Origin of the sequence: Terribacillus sp. 7520-G (assembly GCF_002271665.1) — a bacterium.
Taxonomy (GTDB): Bacteria; Bacillota; Bacilli; order Bacillales; family Amphibacillaceae; genus Terribacillus.
Map to the genome: position 1 here is coordinate 1 of NZ_NQFP01000013.1, position 19,939 is coordinate 19,939.

Annotated in this window: 15 protein-coding genes and 1 pseudogene; 10 read left to right on the top strand and 6 right to left on the bottom strand. The window is 47.3% G+C overall.

The window, feature by feature from the left end; all coding sequences use genetic code 11:
• Positions 1 to 44: 44 nt before the first annotated feature.
• A pseudogene (locus CHH53_RS05655) lies at positions 45 to 787 on the bottom strand (amidohydrolase family protein).
• Positions 788 to 1,014: 227 nt separating this feature from the next.
• The gene (locus CHH53_RS05660) at positions 1,015 to 1,923 is read right to left on the bottom strand and encodes a helix-turn-helix transcriptional regulator (RefSeq protein ID WP_095215157.1); all 909 of its coding nucleotides are present in this window, start codon (positions 1,921 to 1,923) and stop codon (positions 1,015 to 1,017) included.
• A gap of 76 nt (positions 1,924 to 1,999) precedes the next feature.
• Here CHH53_RS05660 and CHH53_RS05665 point away from each other — a divergent pair, with 76 nt between their 5' ends.
• Positions 2,000 to 2,455, top strand: coding sequence for a VOC family protein (locus CHH53_RS05665; RefSeq protein ID WP_095215158.1), 456 nt, complete (start codon positions 2,000 to 2,002; stop codon positions 2,453 to 2,455).
• A 290-nt stretch (positions 2,456 to 2,745) separates the two neighbouring features.
• The gene (locus CHH53_RS05670) at positions 2,746 to 3,750 is read left to right on the top strand and encodes an LLM class flavin-dependent oxidoreductase (protein ID WP_095215159.1); all 1,005 of its coding nucleotides are present in this window, start codon (positions 2,746 to 2,748) and stop codon (positions 3,748 to 3,750) included.
• A gap of 39 nt (positions 3,751 to 3,789) precedes the next feature.
• On the opposite strand, the gene msrA is transcribed toward CHH53_RS05670, so the two are convergent.
• Positions 3,790 to 4,320: a peptide-methionine (S)-S-oxide reductase MsrA gene (msrA, locus tag CHH53_RS05675; protein WP_095215160.1), complete on the bottom strand. Its 531-nt coding sequence runs from the start codon at positions 4,318 to 4,320 to the stop codon at positions 3,790 to 3,792.
• Positions 4,321 to 4,433: 113 nt separating this feature from the next.
• Here msrA and CHH53_RS05680 point away from each other — a divergent pair, with 113 nt between their 5' ends.
• Positions 4,434 to 5,321 (top strand): 5'-3' exonuclease, encoded by an 888-nt coding sequence (locus CHH53_RS05680; protein ID WP_095215161.1) that lies wholly within the window; start codon positions 4,434 to 4,436, stop codon positions 5,319 to 5,321.
• 32 nt (positions 5,322 to 5,353) lie between these two features.
• Here CHH53_RS05680 and gltC read toward each other — a convergent pair whose 3' ends face one another.
• Complete coding sequence (gene gltC, locus CHH53_RS05685) at positions 5,354 to 6,256, bottom strand: glutamate biosynthesis transcriptional regulator GltC (RefSeq protein WP_095215162.1); 903 nt, start codon at positions 6,254 to 6,256, stop codon at positions 5,354 to 5,356.
• Positions 6,257 to 6,389: 133 nt separating this feature from the next.
• Here gltC and gltB point away from each other — a divergent pair, with 133 nt between their 5' ends.
• The 3 genes from gltB (at position 6,390) to CHH53_RS05700 (ending at position 13,904) form a co-directional block, all read left to right on the top strand.
• Positions 6,390 to 10,937: a glutamate synthase large subunit gene (gene gltB / locus CHH53_RS05690; protein WP_095215163.1), complete on the top strand. Its 4,548-nt coding sequence runs from the start codon at positions 6,390 to 6,392 to the stop codon at positions 10,935 to 10,937.
• A 15-nt stretch (positions 10,938 to 10,952) separates the two neighbouring features.
• Positions 10,953 to 12,437 carry a glutamate synthase small subunit gene (gene gltD / locus CHH53_RS05695; protein ID WP_095215164.1) on the top strand — a complete coding sequence of 495 codons (1,485 nt, stop codon included), beginning with the start codon at positions 10,953 to 10,955 and terminating at the stop codon, positions 12,435 to 12,437.
• 171 nt (positions 12,438 to 12,608) lie between these two features.
• A complete protein-coding gene (locus tag CHH53_RS05700) occupies positions 12,609 to 13,904 on the top strand; it encodes a globin-coupled sensor protein (RefSeq protein WP_158221494.1) in 1,296 nt (431 codons plus the stop codon).
• Positions 13,905 to 13,946: 42 nt separating this feature from the next.
• On the opposite strand, the gene CHH53_RS05705 is transcribed toward CHH53_RS05700, so the two are convergent.
• Positions 13,947 to 14,249 (bottom strand): hypothetical protein, encoded by a 303-nt coding sequence (locus tag CHH53_RS05705; protein WP_095215166.1) that lies wholly within the window; start codon positions 14,247 to 14,249, stop codon positions 13,947 to 13,949.
• Positions 14,250 to 14,455: 206 nt separating this feature from the next.
• Between CHH53_RS05705 and CHH53_RS05710 the strand changes: the two genes are divergently transcribed.
• From CHH53_RS05710 to CHH53_RS05720, 4 genes are all read left to right on the top strand, one after another.
• On the top strand, positions 14,456 to 15,529 hold the full coding sequence (locus CHH53_RS05710) for a branched-chain amino acid aminotransferase (RefSeq protein ID WP_095215167.1): 1,074 nt from the start codon (positions 14,456 to 14,458) through the stop codon (positions 15,527 to 15,529).
• A gap of 309 nt (positions 15,530 to 15,838) precedes the next feature.
• Positions 15,839 to 16,930: a glutamate 5-kinase gene (proB, locus tag CHH53_RS05715; protein ID WP_095215168.1), complete on the top strand. Its 1,092-nt coding sequence runs from the start codon at positions 15,839 to 15,841 to the stop codon at positions 16,928 to 16,930.
• 68 nt (positions 16,931 to 16,998) lie between these two features.
• A complete protein-coding gene (locus CHH53_RS17780; protein ID WP_255374703.1) occupies positions 16,999 to 17,127 on the top strand; it encodes a hypothetical protein in 129 nt (42 codons plus the stop codon).
• Positions 17,128 to 17,138: 11 nt separating this feature from the next.
• Positions 17,139 to 17,924 (top strand): SDR family oxidoreductase, encoded by a 786-nt coding sequence (locus tag CHH53_RS05720; protein ID WP_095215169.1) that lies wholly within the window; start codon positions 17,139 to 17,141, stop codon positions 17,922 to 17,924.
• Between the two features lies 1 nt (position 17,925).
• Here CHH53_RS05720 and shc read toward each other — a convergent pair whose 3' ends face one another.
• Positions 17,926 to 19,788 (bottom strand): squalene--hopene cyclase, encoded by a 1,863-nt coding sequence (gene shc, locus CHH53_RS05725; RefSeq protein WP_095215170.1) that lies wholly within the window; start codon positions 19,786 to 19,788, stop codon positions 17,926 to 17,928.
• Positions 19,789 to 19,939 lie beyond the last annotated feature (151 nt).

Below are 19,939 nucleotides of genomic sequence, written 5' to 3' on the forward strand. Positions count from 1 at the left end.
CCTCCTTGGAATGAGGGAGGCAATAGAAAAACTCATTTAAAATATTATTTGAAATACCACTTCATAGCATTTGTATACAAAATCTTATCCGTAGCTTGATCATCAAATAAACTCTGAACTAATTCAATGTCTTTGTGCTCAAAAGGCCTTTTGGCTCTTGTTGATGGTAAATCTGTACCGTACATAAGAGCATCCGGGTTTACTTTATATATAGACTTTAAAGCGTTTTCAATATTTAGTTCAACTCGTCCAAACCCTGTGGCTTTTACGTGTATGCCTTTATCTACTAATCTTAAAAGATGTGGTAGCCCTTCTTCTGACAATCCTAAATGATCGATTGAAATAGCAGGTAGTTTCTCGATGATTGCTGCTATCTCAGGTAGCTGTATCGCATCAATATAAAGTTCGCTATGCCATCCGGCCAAATCGTACACTCTTCTTGCAAAGTAATCAAATTTTGACAAATCCTCTGATCCGCCGCGTTTAATATTAAATCGTAATGCTCTTACTCCATTGGTATGTAATTTTAAGATTTCTTCATCTGTTACTGTATAAGGAACTGTGTAACGCCACAAAATGCTGTTCCCATTTGTTTAAGTGCCTTCAGTAAGTATTCTTGATCAAAACCTTGAAATGATCCAGATACAATCGCTCCACCCAATACATTTAAATCAGCAGTCTCTGTTAGATAATCTTCTGTAACGTAGCTGGGTGGGGTATATCCTTGATTCTCAATAACAGGATAATCGAAGTCAATAATGTGAAAATGAGCATCAAATATTCTCATTTCAATTCCCCCTTTCAATACAAGGATAATACATTCAGGATGGACAGGGAATTATGGTATGTTAAACAAATGGAAGGAATGTAATATCCAGCTTTAAATTTAGAGAAATAAGAATTCAAATAGATCATCATTATATGGTAGATATCTCAAGGACAGTTATAATATTTCTCGTAAATATACACCGTTCGATTAAGTACACTATCTTGGATGGACCATCTACGAACACTTCATTTGTAAAGTTTCACTGCTTCCTCCAAAAATTTTATATATTTCGCAATAAAACCTTTTGGCTTGATGATCTTGACTTTATTACCGAATCCGGCTAAAAATTGATAGGCATATTGATGCTCAGGCAATTCAATCACTGCAAGGTAACTACCAGAAGTTCCTTTTATCACGGCATCTTTCCCATACCTTTCGATAAATTGATCCCTTACAGCAACATCTATCGATAGATGCACATTAACCAAATTTTTTTGTTCATTATATTGTTTTTCATGTTGAAATTCCTGGTCAGTCCTTGGAACAAAAAAACCGTCTTTTTGGATATGTAATATCCTCGTTATCTTGAATGTCCGATAATCTTCCCGTTCTAGACTATAACCAAAGAGATACCAATTCCTCTCCCTGAAATGTAACTTATAGGGCTCTACGAGTCTGTACGTTTTATTTCCCATTTGATCCACATATTCAAATTTCAATAACCAATTTTTCTCAATTGCTTGCCTGATAAATAGCACTTCTTCGTTGATTTGGCTTCTTCCCGGCCAATCGTAGAAAGTCAAATCAAGTGTTGGAGAAATATCTGCGCTGGTCATTCCTTTGATTTTCTGAATAGTCGTTTGGATCCCCTGATCGGTAATCAGTCCCTCTACGCCACCTAAAGCTATAAGTATATTTTCAATATCCTTGTGATTCAGTAATCGCTTATCGAATTTATACTCTTCCATTAGCGCATATCCCCCTTCAGCACCATATTCTGCGTAAATAGGGATGTTTGCATAATGTAATGTTTCCATATCACGTTGGATCGTTCGTTTTGTCACATGAAAAAGTCGGCTGAATTCTGATGCTGAAACGACTTCCTTTTGTAACAAAATCATCACTATCGAGATAAGTCGCTCAATTTTTTTCATATTTCCCTCCGATATATGACATACATATGTCGCCCATGCCCTATTATACTTCAAATATGAAAAGGAGGAATAAAATATGAAAGCAATAATTTATCTGCAATTCGATGGAAGAGCAGAAGAAGCGTTGGCCTTTTATGAAAAGGCATTAGCAGCAACTCGTGTTAAAAAGGCGAGGTTTGGTGATGTTGGCCAAGATCCAAATGCTCCATTAAAGGAAGAGGAACAAAATATGATTATGGATTCTCGTATCGAGTTTGCAGGGAATATTTTAATGATCTCTGATGTTCCGCCTTTTATGCAAGCTGCGACAGGCGAAATCACAAATGGGAATACCATCCTGATCAGTATTATAGATGCTGATCCAGAAATGAATAAGCAATACTTTGAAGGGCTTTCAGAGGGTGGTACTGTGATCATGCCGATATCCTCTACGCCGTGGTCAGCAAGCTTTGGAATGTTAGTCGATAAATTTGGGGTAATGTGGAAGTTTAATAGTGAGGCGAGTAAATTTCTAGATGGTTATGTAGATTAAACTTTGATTAGGGGTTTCTCCAGCATTTGGTCGCAACACATGGATAAAACGGATTAGATGACATATCAGACTCTGAAATTCCTATATGATTGGGGAATTTCAGGGTTTGTTTTATTTCTGTGATTATACGGGATGTTTATTTTAGGAATTGAAAATAGTATGCAAATGGAAAGATGTATGTGCCTATCAAAAATGCTTCTGCATGGATTTCCTGAGCGAATACCTTGTATGCTTCCCGTTTCATTACCTACAATAAGATGGATAATTAGTTGCAGGGAAGAGGTGGGCGCATGAAGCTCAGCGTATTGGATCAGGCACCGATCAGAAGGGGAATGACGCCGGAGGAGGCATTGCAAGAAGCGATAGAGCTTGCACAGCATGCAGAAAGGCTAGGCTATGAGCGTTATTGGTTTGCAGAGCATCATAATACAAACGGATTGGTCAGCGTCGCCCCTGAAATAATGGCTACGCGGATTGCCAGTGCGACGAATTCAATAAAGGTCGGGACAGGAGGGGTATTGCTGCCGCAGTACAGTCCGCTGAAGGTAGCGGAAACCTTTCATACCTTGGCGGGATTATTTCCTGGACGGGTCGATTTGGGAGTCGGCCGTTCGCCAGGCGGCAATGAACAGACGAGGAGTGCTTTGGCGGATGGTGCCGATAGCGGCATGGGGGAATTTCCAAGAAAGCTGCGGGAGCTGCAAGGCTTTCTGCATAATACACTTCCGCGTGAGCATCCTTATCGCTCGGTGAAAGCTTCTCCGCGAGTGAAAGATCCTGCGCCATTATGGGTGCTTGGCTTATCGGAGGGAAGCGCCAGACGGGCGGGGGAACTGGGGATCGGTTATGTATTCGGTCACTTCATCAGCCCGGCTAAGCCCGATGCGATGCCTATATATAAGGAAGCGTTTCGTCCATCTGTGTCCATGGAGAAGCCATATGGGATTGTTTGCATTTTTGTTGTTTGTGCAGAAACACAAGAGCGGGCGGAAGCGTTGGCGGAGAGTCAGGATCATTGGCTTCTGAGTGTCGGCAAAGGACGTGATACGCAGATTCCATCCCCGGAACTTATCAAGAAACGTCAGCTGACGGAAGCGGATAAAGAAACCATCCGCCAAAACCGCAAACGCTGTGTCATCGGCACACCTGAGAAAGTAAGAGAGGAGCTTGAAAGACTGAAGGATCTCTACCAAGCAGATGAGTTCATGATCATAACCAATATCCATGATAAGGAAGCAAAATGGAAATCATATGAACTGATCAAACAATCGGTAGACCATAATTATATTATGTAAACTGAAGTGTGTGAAACAAGGAGCGAAAAAATCGCTCCTTTATTTATTCCAGTGTTCTTCGATGAATTCATCCCGGCCGGATTTTGCACGATCTTCTTCGTAAGCTTCTTTTTCTTTCTTATAGAAGTCTTGATGATAATCCTCGGCAGGATAGAAGGGAGCTGCCGGCAGGATCTCGGTCACGATCGGCTGTTTGAACTTGCCGCTTTCTTCAAGTGCTTTTTTGGAGAACTGCGCAAGCTCTTCCTGCACCTCGTCATGATAAAAGATTGCGGTACGGTACTGATCACCGCGATCATGGAACTGACCGCCAGCATCGGTGGGGTCGATTTGCGGCCAATATAGGTCCAGTATTTGCTGATATGTTATCTTCGCTGGATCATACGTGATTTCGACAGCTTCATAGTGTCCTGTCGTCCCTGTTTTCACTTGCTCGTAGGTGGGATTCTCGACATGGCCCCCAGTGTAGCCGGAGATGACCGATTCCACGCCATCCCATTGATCGAATGGCTTCACCATACACCAGAAGCATCCTCCTGCGAATGTTGCCTTGGCAAAGTTTGTTGTCATAGTTTCCTAGCTCCTTCCTGGTGTAATATGACTTATTTTACCCTATATATATAAGTTGTACTAGTATGATAAACTAGAAGGATGAAAGAAAAGAAGGAGACTATGAAACGGTTATGAAAAATCACATCTTATTGATAGATGGCATGGCGATATTATTCCGCGCATTCCATGCCACAGCTTACCGTAATTATTTTATGATCAACTCAAAAGGGATGCCGACCAATGGGCTGCATGGCTTTATCCGTCATCTGGCTGCTGCAGTTGATCATTTCGAACCGACGCATGTGGCTGCTTGCTGGGATATGGGCTCGAAGACATTCCGCAGCGAGATGCTGGATACGTACAAAGGCAATCGTGAGGCGCCGCCTGTCGAACTGATCCCGCAATTCGATGCGGTCAAGCAGGTTGCTGCTGGTTATGGTATCCCCAACATCGGCCTGGAAAATTATGAAGCAGACGACTGCATCGGGACACTGGCATGCCTTTATGCAACTGAAGGGCATCAAGTGACGATACTTACCGGCGACCAGGATATGCTGCAGCTTGTCCAGCCGAATGTGGACGTTGCCATCATGCGAAAAGGCGAGGGAAACTATGAAGTATTCCAGGAAGCCACCTTTTTGGAACAAAAGGGACTGACTCCGGCGCAAATCATCGATATGAAAGGCTTGATGGGGGATAGCTCCGACAATTACCCGGGCGTCAAGGGCATCGGTGAAAAGACAGCCATCAAGCTGCTGACTCAGTTTGAAACCATCGATAATATACTGGAGAATCTCGCCGAGCTTCCTAATGGTGTACGGAAGAAAATCGAGTCGGATTTGGACAATTTACATTTGAGCAGAAAGCTTGCTGCAATCCATTGCGAGGTTCCGATCAGCTGTCCTCTTGAAGATGCTGTTTGGGCAGTGGATGAAAAACAGAAGCAAGCGATGCTCGAAGAATTCGAACTGACAAAGCTGAGCCGTCTTTTGAGCCCGGCTGACAGCGTCGTAAACTAAAAACGATTGTGCGTCATGCACAATCGTTTTTTTTATCTGAATTGCTGCAAGCGGGAGAAGAAATCACGGACAAAATCGTAAAACAGTTGTTCCGATGGTGCCACTTGCCTCTCTTTGGGCATGATGACGCCGACAGATCTCCTCACTTCCGGAAATGTAATCGGAATTTTCGCTGTCATCCGCGGGGTGGCATCATAAAATGTACTTTCCGGCAAAATGCTGATGCCGATGCCGGCTGCAACGAGCCCTTTGATTGCATCCAAATCTTCTCCTTCAGATGATACAGTCGGTTCAAAACCCGCCTTCTTGCAGCCATCCATCACAAGCTGCCTCAATTTATAGCCTTCAGGGAAAAGGACGAATTGCTCCTTTTGTAAATCTTTCAGCTGCAGCTGCTCACGTTCAGCGAACCTGTGTGCGACAGGAAGGAGCGCAGAGAAGCTTTCGGTAAAGAGGATTTCGCCATCGATGCGGTCATGATCCCGCGGGACGGGACCGATAAATGCGATATCGATATCGCCCCGGGATACTTGTTCGATCAGGAATTGATAAGTACCTTGCCGCAGCTGAAACTGGATATTCGGATAGGCCTCCTTGAAAGAGTAAATGACCGTAGGCAGCAGCTGGCCGGCCAGGCTGGTCGGGAAGCCGATCTTTACCGACCCGCGCTCCGGATCCAAATGCTCATCGATTTGCTTCTTTGCATAATCGATTGCCTGCATGGCTGTTTCGATATGGGTTAGGAAGGTACGTCCTATTTTGGTCAGCTTGACATTTCTCCCCTCGCGTTCGAACAGGTCCACACCCAATTCATCCTCCAAATTGCTGATTTGCCGACTGATGGCGGACTGAGCGACAAGCAAATATTCTGCAGCTTCCGACATATGCTCCCGTTTGGCAACCTCGATAAAATAGCGCAGTTGACGTAATTCCATGCTGCACTCCTCCTTTCTATCTCAAAATGAGATTGATTCTATCTAAATTATATATTGTTTCGATCAATTAGAAAACCTACAATGTACTATAAGACAACATGTCGGTTTCGAGACAGAGAGTGAGGGATTAATAATGGCATTTCATTTTCTACCAAAAGCACAAGGCCTTTATCGACCGGAATTCGAGCACGATGCATGCGGTATCGGCTTGTACGCGCATATGAAGGGGAAAGCAGCCCATTATGTCGTTCAAAAAGGATTGCAGCTGCTGCGTCAGCTGGATCACCGCGGCGGTCAAGGGAGCGATCCTGCATCAGGGGACGGAGCGGGGATCATGGTGCAGCTTCCACACCGTTATTTTTCCGAAAAGACCGAATTTTCTTTACCTGAAGCGGGTGCTTACGGCGTGGCGATGATTTTCTTCAACACGCAGGACTCCCAGCAGGAGGAATTGGAAAGCAAAATCAGCTCTCTTGTGGAAGCGGAAGGTCAGCACGTAATCGGCTGGCGCACCGTACCTGTCGATGACACGCACATCGGCATCATGGCAAAGGACGTGAAGCCTTATGTCCGCCAGCTGTTCGTGGGAATCGGGGAGCAGACAGAAAAGGGCCTCCCGTTTGAGCGGAAGCTGTACGTGATCCGCAAGCAAGCGGAAAACGAAGCAAAAGAAATGCAGCAGCATCTGTATTTCGCGAGCTTTTCCAGTGAGACGATCGTCTACAAAGGGATGCTGACCTCCGCGCAGGTCGATCAGTTCTACCTGGATCTGCAGGATCCGCTGTTTGAGAGTGCATTTGCACTTGTGCACTCCCGCTTCAGTACGAATACCTTCCCAAGCTGGGAACGGGCCCATCCGAACCGTTATCTCATCCATAATGGGGAAATCAATACGCTGCAAGGGAATGTCAATTGGATGCGCGCCCGTCAGGAGCAGCTGGTTACCAAAGCTTTCGGTAAGGACGCAGCTAAGATCCTGCCGATTCTGGATACGGACGGAAGTGATTCCTCCATCATGGATAATGCTTTTGAATTCTTCGTGCTAGCGGGCCGTAAACCGGCTCATGCTGCCATGATGATGATTCCGGAACCATGGGATAAGAACCCCTATATGGATAAGGAAAAACGTGCTTTTTATGCTTATCATAGCACATTGATGGAGCCTTGGGACGGTCCGACAGCCATATCGTTCACGAATGGGAAACAAATCGGCGCAATCCTCGACCGTAATGGTTTGCGTCCCGGTCGTTATTATGTGACGAAGGATGATCATCTCATCCTCTCCTCCGAAGTGGGAGTCATCGATGTCGAGGAAGAGAATGTCCTGCTTAAAGATCGGCTCAGCCCGGGCAAAATGCTGCTATTGGATTTGGAGCAAGGCCGTTTGATTCCTGACGAAGAAATCAAGCAGGAGATGGCTGCTGCAGAGCCGTATCAAAAGTGGCTGGATGATAATATCGTGGAGCTCCGCGATCAGACGGCTGCAGATGATAGTGCTGTCGAGGACCTTGTCACCAAACAAAAGGCATTCGGCTACACATATGAAGATGTCAAGAAGTATCTTGTTCCGCTTGTATCAGAGGGCAAAGACCCGATCGGGGCGATGGGGAATGACACGCCGCTCTCTGTGCTGTCGGACCGGCCGCAATCGCTGTTCAATTATTTCAAGCAGCTGTTCGCCCAGGTGACGAACCCGCCGATTGATGCATACAGGGAGCAGATCGTTACCAGCACGCTTTCCTATCTTGGAAAAGAGGGCAATTTGCTGCATCCGGATGGAACGAATTGCAGACGGATCAAATTGGCATCACCTGTCATTACGAATAACCAGCTGGAACAGCTGATAACCGATAAAAGCGGTGATTTCAAGCTGCAGGAGATCCATACATTATTCGGGAAAAACCTCCAGAAGAGCATGCAGCGCATTTTTCAGGAGGCAGAGGAAGCAATCAGGAAGGGCGTCAGCGTTCTTGTGCTGACTGACCGCCTGATGTCTGATATATACGTACCGGTTCCTGCTCTGCTTGCTGTGAGCGGGCTGCATCAGCATCTCATCCGCAAAGGTCTTCGGACCAAGGTCAGCTTGATCGCCTCAGCCGGGGAAGTGCGGGAGGTCCATCATGTCGCGACGCTGCTCGGCTATGGGGCAGATGCGATCCATCCTTATCTGGCGTATGCAACAGTGAAGGAAGCAATCGATCATGGCGATATTGACTTGACTTATCCTGAGGCCATCAGGGAATATGCTGCCGCATTGACCGAAGGCGTCGTCAAGGTCATGTCCAAAATGGGCATCAGCACTGTACAAAGCTACCGCGGGGCACAAATCTTTGAGGCAGTCGGTATCAGTCATCATGTTATTTCCGAGTATTTCACTGGTACGACGTCCCAAATTGATGGAATTGATTTGGACACCATTGCCCTGGAGGCGAAAAAACGTCATCAAGCTGCCTATAAATCAAGGACGGCAGCCCTGGAAACCGGCAGTGAGTACCAATGGCGGAAAAACGGGGAACATCATGCGTTCAATCCCAAAACGATCCATACGCTGCAATGGGCGTGCCGCCGAAACGACTATGACTTATTCAAGGAGTATACCGAAGCTGCCGATCAGGAACGGCTCGGATTCCTTCGCAACCTTTTCGATTTCAAGAAAAAGAAGGCGATTCCGCTTGATGAAGTGGAATCGGTGGAAAGCATCGTGACTCGCTTCAAAACAGGGGCGATGTCCTTTGGATCCATCAGTGAAGAAGCCCATGAAGCTCTTGCGATCGCGATGAATCGCTTAGGCGGCAAGAGCAACAGCGGCGAGGGCGGCGAAAACCCCAAACGTTATACGATGGATGAAAATGGAGATTACCGCCGCAGCGCCATCAAGCAGATTGCTTCCGGCCGTTTCGGTGTCATGAGTTCCTATCTGGTACAGGCGAATGAGCTGCAAATCAAAGTGGCGCAAGGAGCAAAGCCAGGGGAAGGCGGACAGCTGCCGGGTAAGAAAGTATACCCATGGGTTGCTGATGTACGGAAATCCACTCCAGGTGTCGGCTTGATTTCTCCGCCGCCGCACCATGATATATACAGTATCGAGGATTTGGCGCAGCTGATCCACGATTTGAAAAATGCCAATAGAGATGCACGGATCAGCGTTAAATTGGTTGCCAAAGGCGGCGTCGGTACGATTGCTGCCGGTGTGGCAAAAGGAAGCGCTGATGTCATCGTCATCAGTGGATACGACGGTGGTACAGGTGCATCTCCGAAAACAAGTATCAAGCACGCTGGTCTTCCATGGGAGATCGGGCTGGCGGAAGCACACCAAACGCTTATGCTGAATGGTTTGCGCGACCGCGTCCGTTTGGAAACCGACGGTAAGCTGATGACTGGGCGCGATGTCGTCATGGCTGCTTTGCTTGGTGCGGAGGAATATGGCTTTGCAACGGCTCCATTGGTAGTCTTGGGCTGTGTCATGATGCGTGTCTGCCATATCGATACATGTCCAGTCGGCATCGCGACGCAAAACCCGGAGCTGCGCAAGAAATTCATGGGTGATCCAGACCATGTCGTCAACTTTATGACCTTCATTGCGCAGGAAGTAAGGGAAATCATGGCGGAACTCGGTTTCCGGACAATGGAAGAGATGGTCGGCCGTACAGATGTGCTGGAGGTTTCCGAACGAGCAAAATCACATTGGAAAGCAGGGCAGCTTGATTTGAGCAGACTGCTTCATCAAATCGATGGACCGAAGACTTACAGTACGCCGCAAAACCATAAGATCGATATCGCGTTGGATACGACAGATATACTGCCGCAGCTGGAAAAGGCACTCAACGGCGAGGGAAAAGTGAATCTGCAAATGCCGATCCGCAATATCAATCGTGTGGCCGGTACGCTTGCAGGCAGTGAAATCAGCAAAAAATTTGCCGAAGCGGGCCTTCCGGAAGATTCCGTGAATCTGCATTTCCATGGTTCTGCAGGTCAGAGCTTTGGCGCTTTCACGCCAAAAGGGATGACCTTGAAAGTGACAGGCGATGCCAACGACTATGTCGGAAAAGGCTTATCCGGTGCAAAACTGATCGTCAAAAAACCGGCTGCATTCCGGGCATCCGCTGCTCAACAAGTGATCGCCGGCAACGTGGCGCTGTATGGAGCCACATCCGGTGAAGCGTATATCAACGGCAAGGCTGGTGAGCGGTTCGCTGTGCGGAACAGCGGTGCGACAGCTGTCGTGGAAGGAATCGGCGAGCATGGCTGTGAATACATGACTGGCGGTAAGGTTGTCATACTCGGTGAAGTCGGCAAGAACTTCGCTGCCGGAATGTCTGGCGGAATCGCCTACATCCATACAGGCGACCATGAAGGACTCAAACAACTTTGCAATAAGGAAATGGTTGATTTTGAACAGCTGACGGATAAAGAAGAGATTGCGGAACTTCGCACTATGATAGAAAAGCACGCCGCCTACACAGAAAGCGAAAAGGCACTCTTCATCCTGGAAAACTGGGAAACGGAACTAGCTTACTTTGTCAAAGTGATTCCGATCGATTACCGCAGCATGATGCATCAAATCGATGCACAGCGTGAGCTTGGACTTTCGCAGGAGGAAGCGGTGATGGAAGCATTTGTATGGAAGAACCAGCAGCCACAGCCAGTGAAAGAATCCGAGAAGCCAGCAGCTGTACATTAAGAAAGAGGTGGAAGTATGGGGAAAGCAACCGGTTTTATCGACTACAAAAGAGAAGAAGCAAGGGAACGCGATCCAAAAACGCGCACCGGGGACTGGAACGAATACGCCGCTCCTTTCTCTGATGCTACACTGAAGACACAAGGGGCTCGCTGTATGGATTGCGGTACACCGTTCTGCCATATCGGTATGGAAATCGGCGGGAGCACATCCGGCTGTCCGATTTACAACCTGATCCCTGAGTGGAACGATCTTGTGTATAAGGGTAAATGGAAAGAAGCATTGGAAAGATTGATGCTGACAAATAACTTCCCGGAATTCACAGGGCGCGTCTGTCCTGCGCCTTGCGAGGGCTCCTGTACGGTGGCAATCAGCGATCCGGCAGTGGCCATCAAGAATATCGAGCGGGCAATCATCGATAAAGGCTTTGAGAACGGCTGGATTACGCCGCGCATCCCACAGGAACGGACGGGCAAAAAAGTGGCGATCGTCGGTTCTGGTCCGGCGGGCCTTGCAAGTGCCGATCAGCTGAACCAAGCCGGCCACTCCGTAACGGTTTACGAGCGTGCCGATCGAGCTGGCGGTTTGCTTATGTACGGCATTCCAAATATGAAGCTGGATAAAGCAGTGGTGGAGCGCCGGATCAATTTACTGCGCCAGGAAGGAATCGACTTCATCCTGAATACGGAAATCGGCGAGGACATCAGTGCCGATGAGCTTCGGGAACAGTATGACGCTGTCATCCTTTGTACAGGTGCCCAAAAGCAGCGTGATCTTGTCATCGAAGGAAGGGAAGCAAAGGGAATCCACATCGCAATGGATTATTTGACAGCTTCCACAAAAGCGCTGCTGGATGACAAACGGACGATTCAGCCTGAATTCGATGCGGCTGGTAAAGATGTCATCGTCATCGGCGGCGGGGATACCGGTGCCGATTGTATCGCGACCGCCGTCCGCCAGGGAGCCAAAAGCGTCACCCAATTCGGCAAGCATCCACAGCTGCCCCTGGCTCGCAGTGCCGATAACCAATGGCCCGAATATCCGCATGTATTCGGTTTGGAATATGCACATAAAGAAGCGAAGGCGGTCTATGGGGAAGACCCGCGCCAATACTCCATCCAGACCACAAAATTCGTCATGGATGAGCAAGGCAATCTGAAAGAATTGCATACGATCGATATGCAGAAGGTCCGTAATGAGCAAGGTATGTTCGTCTACCAAGAAGTCGAAGGCTCTGAAAAAGTATGGCCTGCCGAGCTTGTATTGATCGCCATCGGCTTTGAAGGTACCGAAACGCCGCTTCTGACTGAATTCGGCGTCAATGTAACACCGAATAAACGGGTCGAAGCAGCATACGGAGACTATCGCACGAATGTCGAGAACGTATTTGCTGCCGGTGATGCCCGCCGCGGACAGAGTCTGATCGTCTGGGCGATCAACGAAGGAAGAGATGTGGCCAAACAAGTCGATCTCCAGCTGATGGGGGAGACGGTTTTACCTTGAACTTAAAGCAGAATTTCCGTTTGGCGGAAGTTCTGCTTTTATTATGGCTTGAAAAAGGAGAAGGAGCCAGCAACTTGTGAGAATTCCTGCCAGTATTTTGGCAGGACTCCTTCATTTTTTGGCTGTTCAACCGATAATTAGGAAATGGGGGATTCAATAAGGAGGAACATAATGTTATTGAAACGCAAAAAAGAGAAAAAAACAGACTCAGCGGGCGGTATCGATTTTACAAAAGGAACCAAGGCTGTCATGAAAGTCGAAGGCGAGCTCAAAAAACAGCTGGATATGATTCATCTGACAGAAGGGGACTTGCGTGTGCTTGCAAGGATGCAGCCGCTGGTACAACAGGAGATCGAGAGTATCGTGACCCGTTTTTATCAAAACATCACGAATCAGGATAACTTGCTGGCGATCATCGAAAATAATAGCTCCGTTGACAGGCTGAAGCAGACGCTGAAGCGCCACATCCAGGAAATGTTCGATGGCAAAGTCGACGCAGACTATGTGGAGAAGCGCAAGCGCATTGCCTTGATACATGCCAAAATCGGCTTGGAGCCAAAATGGTATATGGGGGCTTTCCAGGACCTTCTGCAGCAGATGCTGTCCATTTATGAAAAACACATTACCGACTTTCATGATTACCGTACCGTAGTTTTGGCTACGACGAAAATATTCAATATTGAACAGCAAATCGTATTGGATGCTTATAATACCGAACATGAACGTGTACATATAGAACATATCGAAACGCAGAATAAACTGCATGAGAGTATTCAAGCTACCTCCGAAAGCCTTACAAGTATATTCATGCAAGTGAACCATGCTGTGGAGGGACTGGTTGCATTCTCGGCGACGCTGACAGAGCAGAGCAATGAGACGAAACAGGCAGCAAAAGAAGTCGTGAACCACTCCGAGGAAGGACAAGCAGGACTTGTCTTTCAGCAGGAACGGATGCAGCGCATCGGGGATCAGATGGATATGGTACAGAAAGAACTGACAGCGCTGGAGCAAGCAGCTGCTAAAATCGGCAGCATCGTAGGCCTGGTAGAGGGCATTGCCGAGCAGACGAATCTGCTCTCGTTGAATGCTTCGATCGAATCGGCACGTGCAGGGGAGCAAGGGAAAGGATTTGCCGTTGTAGCAAGCGAGGTCCGGAAACTGGCGGAAGAGACGAAAACATCCGTATCCGATGTCACAGCGCTGATTCAAGATACCCATTCGCAAATCAGCAATGTAAGCAAGTATATGGCAGCCGCGGAAGAGCTGATTGCCAGCGGGACGCTACAGCTTGATGATGTAACGACTAAATTCGATAACATCATGACCCATTCCCAAAGCAATGAACAAATAAGCAGCCGTACCGAGGAAAGCATCAAACGATTTTCGGCTGAGCTCGCGGATGTAAAGGGAGCCATGCTGCAAGCTGAAGGCATATTGCGTCAATTGAATGAATTGACAGAAGCATAAAGAAACCAGCAGTCGATCGACTGCTGGTTATTTGTCTTCAGATTATGTTTGTTTGAATTGCTGCTTTAATGCTGAGGGTGCTTGTTTGATCGAGGAGATGACTGTCTTTGTTCCTTCTGTGATGGATTGGATATTTTCCTGAATATCCTTTTGATGCTGCTGCAGTACAGCCTGTTCTTGTTTGATCGTCTGCATATCCGCTTGCATCGGTGCCATCGTCTTATTGATTTTGTTCTTCGTCGCCAGCATGGATTTCGCAGCCTTCATGATCATGACTGCTGCTATTGCGAGCGCAGCGACTATGATGATGCCGCAAATGATCCACATGATTGTACCCGTTTCCATATGCCGTCCCTCCTTTATGTATCTGCTTTTCTTTTCCCTGATCTTTGTCCATCGTAACACATGGATAGTGATTTTGTTAAAATTTTAGGTTGAAACTGACTGATTTCTCCTTTATAATCTGTTGATAAGATATTGTTGTCGCAATATTCTATCATTAGGAACAATTTAAAGAAAAAGAAAATCTAAAATGACAGGGAGTCCTAGCTTTGAAACAACAAACCTTTGCTTTTACACGCAGCGAAAATTTAAAAGAGAAACCGGAAGCAAGCACGCTTCAATTCGGAAAGGTGTTTACCGATCATATGTTCACGATGGATTACACTGCCGAAGCTGGCTGGCATGATCCGCAAATCGTACCATATGCACCGCTCGAACTAAATCCTGCAGCCATGTGTTTCCACTATGGTCAAACTGTTTTTGAAGGCTTGAAAGCCTATTTGACGAAAGAAGGTAAGGTTCTGCTGTTCCGTCCGGATAAGAACTTCGAACGTATGAACCGCTCGAATGACAGACTATGCATTCCGCGCTTGGATGAAGAACTGGCCTTGGAAGCATTGCGACAGCTTATTTCGATCGAAAAGGATTGGATCCCGACTGCAGAAGGAACATCACTTTATATCCGTCCGTTCATCATCTCAACGGAACCGTTCCTTGGCGTAGCTGCATCTGCCAGCTACAAATTCATCATCATTCTGTCCCCTGTGGGAGCTTACTACAAAGAAGGTATCAATCCGGTAAGCATCGCAGTGGAGAATGACTATGTACGTGCAGTCAAAGGCGGTACCGGTGACGCGAAAACCGGCGGTAACTACGCTGCCAGCCTGAAAGCGCAGGAAGTTGCAGCAGAATCCGGCTTCTCCCAAGTCCTTTGGCTTGATGGAGTGGAGAAGAAATATGTCGAGGAAGTCGGCAGTATGAACGTATTCTTTAAAATCGACGGTGAAATCGTCACGCCTCAGCTGAATGGAAGCATCCTGCAAGGTGTGACACGAGATAGCGTACTTCATCTATTGAAGCATTGGGGATATCCTGTGACAGAACGCCGTGTGTCGATCGCCGAAGTGATCCAGGCTCAAAAAGAAGGCAGACTGGAAGAGGTATTCGGTACTGGTACAGCAGCAGTCATCTCTCCTGTCGGAAAACTGTTCCATGAAGGCGAAACATATGAGATCAACCAAGGTGTCACTGGTGAAGTAGCAAAACGGGTCTATGATACGATCGTCGGCATCCAGAAGGGCGAGCTGGAAGATACATTCGGCTGGACAGTCGAAGTGCATTAACTATCTGAGATGATCCGTAGGGAAGACAGTAAGCAGCACCCCCATCGCCGCGTCGTGGGGGTGCTGTTCTTTTTTATGAAACTAGCTTCAATCTTATTGCCCCTCCTGATGCCAGGGCTCATACTATCCGTTTCCCATCCTTTGGATCATTAATAAATATCATTCCTATGCTTGCTTCGGCGGATGCTCCGATCCCTGTTCTATTTATTCATTTTCAATGAAGTTTTTTGTTATTAAGCTAGGAGCTTCCGATATTTTGCTATATAATCGTTACTAAAATGAGTTATTGGACGAAAAGGTGAATGAGTGATGAAGAGAATAATCGTAAAAATAGGCAGCAGCATGCTGTCGGAACAAGGCGGGGGAATGAGCGAAGCGAAAATCCGCCGGCATACCGATCAAATCGCCGCTTTGATCAGGGAGGGGCACGAGGTCATCCTTGTATCATCCGGTGCAGTGGCAGCCGGTTTCCGTCAGCTCGGCTATCCGTCAAGACCTGTGACGATCGAAGGGAAGCAAGCTGCAGCTGCCATCGGACAAGGCTTGCTCGTACAAGCCTATACAGAAGCATTTGATAAATATGATATGAAATGCGCGCAGCTGCTTTTGACACGTGATGTGTTCACAAATGCCGATCAATATAATAACAGCTATAACACGCTGCAGGAGCTGCTGAAGCGACATATCGTCCCGATCATCAACGAAAATGATTCTGTATCCATCCGGGAGCTCACATTTGGTGATAATGATATGTTATCTGCTTATGTCAGCGGACTTGTCAAAGCTGATTTGCTTATTTTGATCACGGATGTGGATGGGATATACGACAAGAATCCGAATACATATCCTGATGCGAAGCGTTATCAGCGCCTGGATAGGATTCCGGCTGAAATGCAGGCTTCCATCGAACAGACTTCCGGGTCCAAAGTCGGCACCGGGGGCATGTATTCCAAGGTGCTGGCAGCCCAGACTGCACTCGAGTTGGGCGTGCCGGTATTCATCGGCACGACAAATGAGTCATCGACGCTGCTCGAGATCGCCAAAGGGAACGGCGCTGGGACATATATCGGGGATGAAGCATCCGAAGTACAGCGCAAAACCAAGCAATGGCTGACGCATCATGCCAGGGCGACAGGCAGTCTTACCATTGATGCCGGCGCAGCCGAGGCATTGCTGCAGAACGGCAAAAGCTTGCTGCCGATCGGTGTCACAGAGGTGCAAGGCACTTTTTCCGCATCAGCTGTTGTCGATATCAGGACATCGGATGGAGATACTATCGCTCGCGGAATCAGTGATATTTCATCGGCGGACCTTAGGGAAATGCTTATCAGCCGGGAGTCCGATCCAGCTTCGGTATGGCATAGGGCCGTCGTGCATCGAGATTATATCGTATTGCTGTGAACAAGCCGCCAAGCCTGTCTGCTCGGCGGCTTCGGTGTATAATGAGACCAAGGAAGGAGTGACAGCAGATGAAAGTAATCATGCTCGTCCAAACGATGTATAAAAACCAACTGCTCCGTGAAGGCGGTACATACGAGATTCCAGAAGACACAGCAGCTCGCTGGATCAGGAGTAAAATCGCCAAAGCAGCAGAGTAAGGAGGGATTTTATGGATTTAGGATTGACAGGGAAGACAGCATTGGTCGCAGCTGCCAGCAAAGGTCTGGGGAAGGCAACAGCCATGCAGTTCGCCAAGGAAGGCGCCTGTGTCCATATCATCAGCCGGGATGAACAAGCACTGAAACAGACAAGGGATGACATCATCAAAGAATCAGGTAATGCGCTTGTTTATTATTCTGTTTGTGATATTACGGATGCAAACGACATTTCCCGTGCAGTGGAATCCGCTAAGCAGCATACTGGTTCAATTGATATTCTAATCAATAATGCTGGCGGTCCGCCGGCCGGTAAACTGCTGGATTTCAGCGATGAAGACTGGCAGCAGGCTTTTGAACTGAATCTATTGAGCTTCGTTCGTTTTATTCGGTCAGCAGCTCCTATCATGAAGGAAAATGGCGGCGGTCATATTCTTAATATCGCTTCATCCTCCATTAAGCAATCCATTGATAACTTGCTGTTGTCCAATACATTTCGCGCTGGGATTGTCGGCTTGGCAAAGTCACTTTCACAGGAACTGGCACCAGACAATATTTTAATCAATACACTGGGGCCTGGGAAAATACATACCGACCAACTGGATCAGAAGACAGCCGATCAGCTTGGAAAAAGGCTGGATGAAGTCCAGGAGCAAAGCCAAGCGGCTATCCCGATGGGCAGATATGGTACGCCTGAAGAATTTGCCAACATGGCCGTTTTCCTTTGTTCTTCAGCTAATTCCTATATTACCGGACAGGCTTTCGTCATTGATGGCGGTATGGTTAAAAGTATTGGCTAAGCTAAGCCTTTGCCTTGAGCCGGTAATGGCTCAGAGCAAGCAGTGGAAAAATGTGCGGATAGCTTTCATAACGGATATAAAATTGGCCGGGTAGTCCGATCCCGGTCGGGTAGTCGATCGAGGCCTGCAGCAGAGGTTCTCTCAGCAAAAAGCTGATGCCTTGCTGTACCTCCTTGCTATCCTGTTCGCCGCTGGCAATCAAAGCATCAACTGCCCAAGCAGTCTGTACGACAGTACTGATCGGCAAATCTACATACGTTCCTACTTCCGCACTTCTACATGATTCCCCCCAGCCGCCATCCTCATGCTGAACAGCTTTCAGCCAGTTTACAGCACGTTTCACGTGTTTTTCTGACGGTTTTATGCCAACTGCTGCAAGGCCAGTCAAAGCAGCCCATGTACCGTACAAATAGCAAACTCCCCATCTGCCATACCATGATCCATTTAACTGCTGATGCTTATAAAGCCAGCGGATGGCTTTTTTCACATTGGAATGGTCTTTTTTCAAACTGGCATAAGTCCCGAGATATTCCATGACACGACCTGTCAGATCTGCAGTAGATGGATCGATCGCTGCATCTTCAGCATTTTCGATCGGCAGCTTACCAAGGATCCACCAATCTGTATCCTTCTCGAATGCAGCCCAGCCGCCGTCTTTGTTTTGCATTGCCAGCAAATAATCCGTTCCTTTTTTCCAGGCACGCTTGATGGAAAGATCTTCACGGGCCTGCCTTGTGATGGCGCGGAGTGCAGCGGAGGTATCATCGTTATCGGGATGATTCGTATTGATATCCGAAAATCCCCAGCCGCCTGGCTCGGCTCCTGGCTGATGAATTTGCCAGTCCGCCTTTTGGACATGCTGCCGCTGCAGCAGATAGTGATTGGCTGATTGAATCATCTTTTGTTTTACTGGAGCGCCTGCTTGCTGAAGTGCATAACTGAGCAATGCTGTATCCCAAACAGTTGAAGTGGAATTCTCTACATGGATGCCGTTGCAGTTTTCATTGACAAGAGAATGTATCCCTTTTAATGCCTGCTGTATCCTAGGATTATTTTCTTCATATCCTAGCGCCAGGTAGGCGTAGACCATGAAGAAGGTAGCACTTGCATAGCTGTAGAGTGTTCCATCTGATTCCGTACGTTCCTGCATATATTGTTCCGCGTATCGATAGCCGGCTCGATGCAGCCGAGCTGGCAAGCGAGCCAGACGGCTCCATTCATTGGTAATGGAACGAAATGGCGAACGAGCATCCGTAAAATCATCCCATTCTTCTTCATATAATAGATGTTCAAGCTGGATACTGTGCGAGCTGATCCGTTTGAACTTTTTATTTAATAACAGCAGCATGGGAACAAAATGGATTCTGGCGTATGAACTGAATTGGAAGAAATTGATTGGGAATGTGGTCGGTACAAGCAGAGCGGTCATTGGGAACTTTAAAAAAGTTGGCCATGGTATCATACCGTGTACAGCCAGCATGAAGCGAATCATAAAGTGCGCTTTGTTGATGCCGCCGTTTGTGCTGATGAAGCGTTCTGCTGCTCGGAGCTCCTGAGCAGGGATTCCTGAAAAACGAAGTGCTGCATAAGCCAAAACAGTAGCCGATAAGTTGCCGTTTCTTTCGCCGGGATATGCTGCCCAGCTTCCATCGTCTCGCTGCTTTTTCAGTAATTCAATTTTAAGTTTCTCGACTGTATCTGTTTCTCTATCGAATGAAGTGAAAGTGATTATATAGAAGCAATCTGTTAAAACAGCACCTTCAAAGCACATGCGCCAAGATCCATCCTTCTGCTGCAGCTCTTCAAGCTTTCCTATACGCTTCTCAATTGCCGTCTTCAGATCTTCCATGTTGACCTGGCTCATGATACAGCTCCTTTTTCCCGAGAGTATGGAACGGAAAATATACTGCAATATGATAAAATATGCGGAGAATAGCTGATTATGACTTGAGCATCTATGTCCCAATCAATAGGAGGCTTATGATGCGAGCGATTGTAGCAGCAAGCACGGGTGG

Bases quoted from the DNA above. Each gene is read 5' to 3' on its own strand.
- CHH53_RS05660 (WP_095215157.1), bottom strand. From the start codon at position 1,923: ATGAAAAAAATTGAGCGACTTATCTCGATAGTGATGATTTTGTTACAA.
- CHH53_RS05665 (WP_095215158.1), top strand. From the start codon at position 2,000: ATGAAAGCAATAATTTATCTGCAATTCGATGGAAGAGCAGAAGAAGCG.
- CHH53_RS05670 (WP_095215159.1), top strand. From the start codon at position 2,746: ATGAAGCTCAGCGTATTGGATCAGGCACCGATCAGAAGGGGAATGACG.
- msrA (WP_095215160.1), bottom strand. From the start codon at position 4,320: ATGACAACAAACTTTGCCAAGGCAACATTCGCAGGAGGATGCTTCTGG.
- CHH53_RS05680 (WP_095215161.1), top strand. From the start codon at position 4,434: ATGAAAAATCACATCTTATTGATAGATGGCATGGCGATATTATTCCGC.
- gltC (WP_095215162.1), bottom strand. From the start codon at position 6,256: ATGGAATTACGTCAACTGCGCTATTTTATCGAGGTTGCCAAACGGGAG.
- gltB (WP_095215163.1), top strand. From the start codon at position 6,390: ATGGCATTTCATTTTCTACCAAAAGCACAAGGCCTTTATCGACCGGAA.
- gltD (WP_095215164.1), top strand. From the start codon at position 10,953: ATGGGGAAAGCAACCGGTTTTATCGACTACAAAAGAGAAGAAGCAAGG.
- CHH53_RS05700 (WP_158221494.1), top strand. From the start codon at position 12,609: ATGTTATTGAAACGCAAAAAAGAGAAAAAAACAGACTCAGCGGGCGGT.
- CHH53_RS05705 (WP_095215166.1), bottom strand. From the start codon at position 14,249: ATGGAAACGGGTACAATCATGTGGATCATTTGCGGCATCATCATAGTC.
- proB (WP_095215168.1), top strand. From the start codon at position 15,839: ATGAAGAGAATAATCGTAAAAATAGGCAGCAGCATGCTGTCGGAACAA.
- CHH53_RS17780 (WP_255374703.1), top strand. From the start codon at position 16,999: ATGAAAGTAATCATGCTCGTCCAAACGATGTATAAAAACCAACTGCTC.
- CHH53_RS05720 (WP_095215169.1), top strand. From the start codon at position 17,139: ATGGATTTAGGATTGACAGGGAAGACAGCATTGGTCGCAGCTGCCAGC.
- shc (WP_095215170.1), bottom strand. From the start codon at position 19,788: ATGAGCCAGGTCAACATGGAAGATCTGAAGACGGCAATTGAGAAGCGT.